This window comes from Kangiella sp., from assembly GCF_014762745.1.
In the GTDB taxonomy this organism is placed as follows: domain Bacteria; phylum Pseudomonadota; class Gammaproteobacteria; order Enterobacterales; family Kangiellaceae; genus Kangiella.
Window position 1 is genome coordinate 1 of sequence record NZ_JABURJ010000013.1, and the last position, 3,510, is coordinate 3,510.

Below are 3,510 nucleotides of genomic sequence, written 5' to 3' on the forward strand. Positions count from 1 at the left end.
AGCCAGAAACCTGTTTTTTCACCCGTATCACCCAATTGATCATGCGAGGTTAATACAAAAAGTACTTTCATTCGATCGCTCCTTAGGGTTTATATTCAAAGACACAAAAGATTATACAGAGCCAAATGTGAAAAACTAATGAGTGTTTCTATGTTTGTGATTGAGTGAATTAAACTATAGCCTTTAGTGACACACTCTCCTCAACAGCTTGTCATTGTCGGGCTTGACCCGACAATCCAGTGGCTTTTAAAAGTCATTAAATTTATGTACATCATAACTTTGATGTAATTACTCTTCTTTAGCCAAGAACGTAATATCTTTGGCCCTTTCATAATCTCTGGCTTCCAGTGCCTGAATGAACTTATTAAGCGAATCATTCTGCATCTTGGCATAATCTCTATCCTTCGCTCTCCAATCTTCATCTGAAAGGTAGTGCCAGAAATGATGAAAAGCATCCAGCTTGGCGAACTCATCCTCTACATCATTTAATGAGATTTTGTTTCCCTGAAACTCTTTTAGTAACTCCAAAAACTTATGATACCTATCACTTTCCATCATTTCTAAGTACTCGCTCTATAATTAAAAGTACGTCATGACGCATATCCTGCCCTAAGGGTACCCTACGTGTACGGTAGCTAACGGCTAGCATACAAGCTTGTCATTGTCGGGCTTGATCCGACAATCCAGTGATTTTAAACAGCATACGGCCACACTTGCAATCTCTTCACTTCCAGCTCTATGATTAACCAAAGCTTTAAATACCAGGAGGCCATCATCCGCCCGCATCACATCGCCTGGATAGTCTGTTTAGTGCCCATCATTGCTGCGCATGCAGCTTATTTTATTGGTCTGTGGCAAGGCGTGGCGAATGAGTGCGTACCCTATTTCGAGGGGTGCACCTCAATCAGTCGTGCTGCGCGCAATGGCGATGCTATCTTTTTGTTTCGTGGCCTGATGATGCCAACAGCGGCATTTCTGGTTATCTTCTGGTATTTACAGTGTGTCTGGCTGAAAGAGTTAACCAATAAATCGCACAACATTATTTTTGTACTGGGAACCATTGGCGCAGTCTTTTTAATTCTCTACGCAGACTTTCTTGGGACTGAAGGCGACTTCTATAATTTTATGCGCCGCTATGGAATCACCTTCTACTTTGCCATGACCATTCTTGCCCAGATGCTAAGTATTCGTAGTCTTCAGAAAGTAAAAGACACATTGGACCGAAAGATTAAACGCTACCTTTCTATTCAATTTGTATTGATTGGCATTTACTGGATATTAGGTATCACAAACGTGGTCATCAAAGCCACTAGCGTAAGCTGGGCTGATCAATCAGAGAACATAATCGAATGGCACTTCGCTCTGTACATGTCGTTCTTTTTTGGTTTAACGGCGATGATGTGGAAACGAAGTGGATTCAAGTTTCAGTTTAGAGTTAATAGATAAGCTACTATTAACCACAATCAACGCTCTCCTATTTTGCCCCAAAGAAACTCATCTTTACCGATATTTTCTGCGTTTTTCTTAGCCAGATTTTCAAGCATGATATCAATCTGATTTTTATCCACCCAACGTCCATTAAAGAACACTCCTGATATCTTTCTTGTGTTATTAATATCTAACAAAGGGTTTTCATCAAGCAACACAAGGTCAGCAAACTTACCAACTTCAACGGTTCCAACTTTGTCGTCAATTTCTAACCATGTGGCTGCCAACCTTGTCGCAGCCGCCAAGGCTTCTTCGGTGGTTAAGCCAGCATCCACTAACAACGTCAGCTCGTCATGCAATGAATAACCCCAAACTATGCCTGAAGTGCCTGCATCCGTACCCGCTACCATGGGAACTTCGAGATCTTTAAATGCTTTTACCAGCTTCACATGAAAATCAACCAGCTTATCAAAGTAAGCAACTCTTTTAGGATTGGTTCCCTGATTATATTGATTAGCAGTAATCCATTTGTCTTGCATTAATGGATGTACATATTTGAAACTAGGAAGATCTCTTACAGCATCCAATGAGCGTCCCTGAGCAGCAATCCGTACCAAGTTCGATAGGTTAGGAGTAACCCAGGTGTCATTCTCTTTTGCCAATTTTGCAAGTTTATAAGCTTCTTCTTCAGTAAACTCATTGGCTTGCTTTGAGAACTCCTCTGCATGAGCCACTAAGCCAAAGTGAGGGATGAAAGCATCTTCTGTCTTACCCTCAAAGGCACTGGGTACATGCCCCACCACCTTCATTCCTTGTTTGTTAGCCTCGTCCACAATGGCTTTGTAGGTTTCAATGTTAAGCCCTGAGTAAACCTTGATAAATTCGTAGCCATCTACTTTTGCGATTCGAACAGCCTGTCGCCCCTCGGAAGGAGTTGTTGCTACCTTACTCGCATTGCTTCCATCAATTAGTGCTGCCAACGCAATTCTTGGGCCAATCACATCACCTTTGATAATTTCATTTCGCTGCCCGAAATGCTCGACTCTACCGCTCAGTTCAAATGTAGTGGTAACACCATTAGCAACGTATAACAACATAATGTCCTGGTTATCGAAGAAGATTGATGCACCTTTGGTTGGGTAGTTATTTCCTGGACTACCATCTACAAGATTGTGAACGTGCATGTCTATCAGGCCAGGGATAAGCCACTTGCCTTCACCATCAATAATCATGGCGTCATTTGGTATTTTCCCACCAATGGCAGAGATTTTGTTATCGACAATAACAACTGTAGTATTTTCAATGACCTTATTTTCCGCTGTCATTGGAATGACATTAACGTTGGTTAGAGCAATCGTTTTATTCTCTTCATTTTCCTGTGCCAGCGCAGAGTGCTGTGTGATTCCGCAACCTGAAAGCAAAACCAACACCACACATAAGCTCGCTATAAATCGTAAGTTATTCACTGAAAATCCCTTATTATGCTTTCTAATATTCGTTATTATTTCAATCTACGCATGTAAGATTGCTTTTGATACAAGGAGCGGGTTTCTAAATGTAAGATTTTATTTTGTTTAGCGACAGCTATGTGAAAGAGAAATTCAGTGCAGGATGGCTGAATAATGTTCAGAGGTTATATCAGAAGAAAAAACCACATAGCCAACACCGCCAGGAAGTTAATGGTAAAAACTAAACCTCTTAAGCGAATATTATTCGTCAATATCTGCACAAAACTATGAATCAACCGGCCTGCCACAAAGATCCAGGCCAACCACAGTTGAACAGGGTCACCATTCCCCATAACAATCAACAGCACACAGGTAACGTGAAAAAACAAAGGCCACTCGAACTGATTCGACAAGTTCGCACTGATACGCGGCTCAACGCTTGCCCAGATATCTCTTTTGTTTTTAATGACACCCCATACCGCAGGCGCACAAACGATGCTCAGCAACACATAAAGAAAAGCCACCCATGCGATGTGGGCAGCCATTGGGTAGAGTAGTAGGTGGTTGGTCATAATTGATTAACGCCCCCAAGCAGGGGCATATTTTGCGTTTTGAGCGCAGCGAAGCAAAATAT

The 3,510-nt window shown here is 41.8% G+C and carries 4 protein-coding genes and 1 pseudogene; 1 reads left to right on the forward strand and 4 read right to left on the reverse strand.

Annotated features, from left to right (window positions below):
• Positions 1-71 (reverse strand): annotated as a pseudogene (locus HUJ19_RS13025) (type 1 glutamine amidotransferase domain-containing protein); the annotation flags it as partial.
• 217 nt (positions 72-288) lie between these two features.
• Positions 289-558 carry a hypothetical protein gene (locus HUJ19_RS00230; protein WP_290621566.1) on the reverse strand — a complete coding sequence of 90 codons (270 nt, stop codon included), beginning with the start codon at positions 556-558 and terminating at the stop codon, positions 289-291.
• A 180-nt stretch (positions 559-738) separates the two neighbouring features.
• Between HUJ19_RS00230 and HUJ19_RS00235 the strand changes: the two genes are divergently transcribed.
• A complete protein-coding gene (locus HUJ19_RS00235) occupies positions 739-1,446 on the forward strand; it encodes a hypothetical protein (RefSeq protein ID WP_290621567.1) in 708 nt (235 codons plus the stop codon).
• Between the two features lie 17 nt (positions 1,447-1,463).
• On the opposite strand, the gene HUJ19_RS00240 is transcribed toward HUJ19_RS00235, so the two are convergent.
• Together HUJ19_RS00240 and HUJ19_RS00245 are read right to left on the reverse strand one after the other, a co-directional pair.
• Entirely contained in the window at positions 1,464-2,894 is a 1,431-nt protein-coding gene (locus HUJ19_RS00240) for an amidohydrolase family protein (protein WP_290621568.1), read from the reverse strand.
• Positions 2,895-3,061: 167 nt separating this feature from the next.
• Entirely contained in the window at positions 3,062-3,448 is a 387-nt protein-coding gene (locus tag HUJ19_RS00245) for an MAPEG family protein (RefSeq protein ID WP_290621569.1), read from the reverse strand.
• Positions 3,449-3,510: the final 62 nt, after the last annotated feature.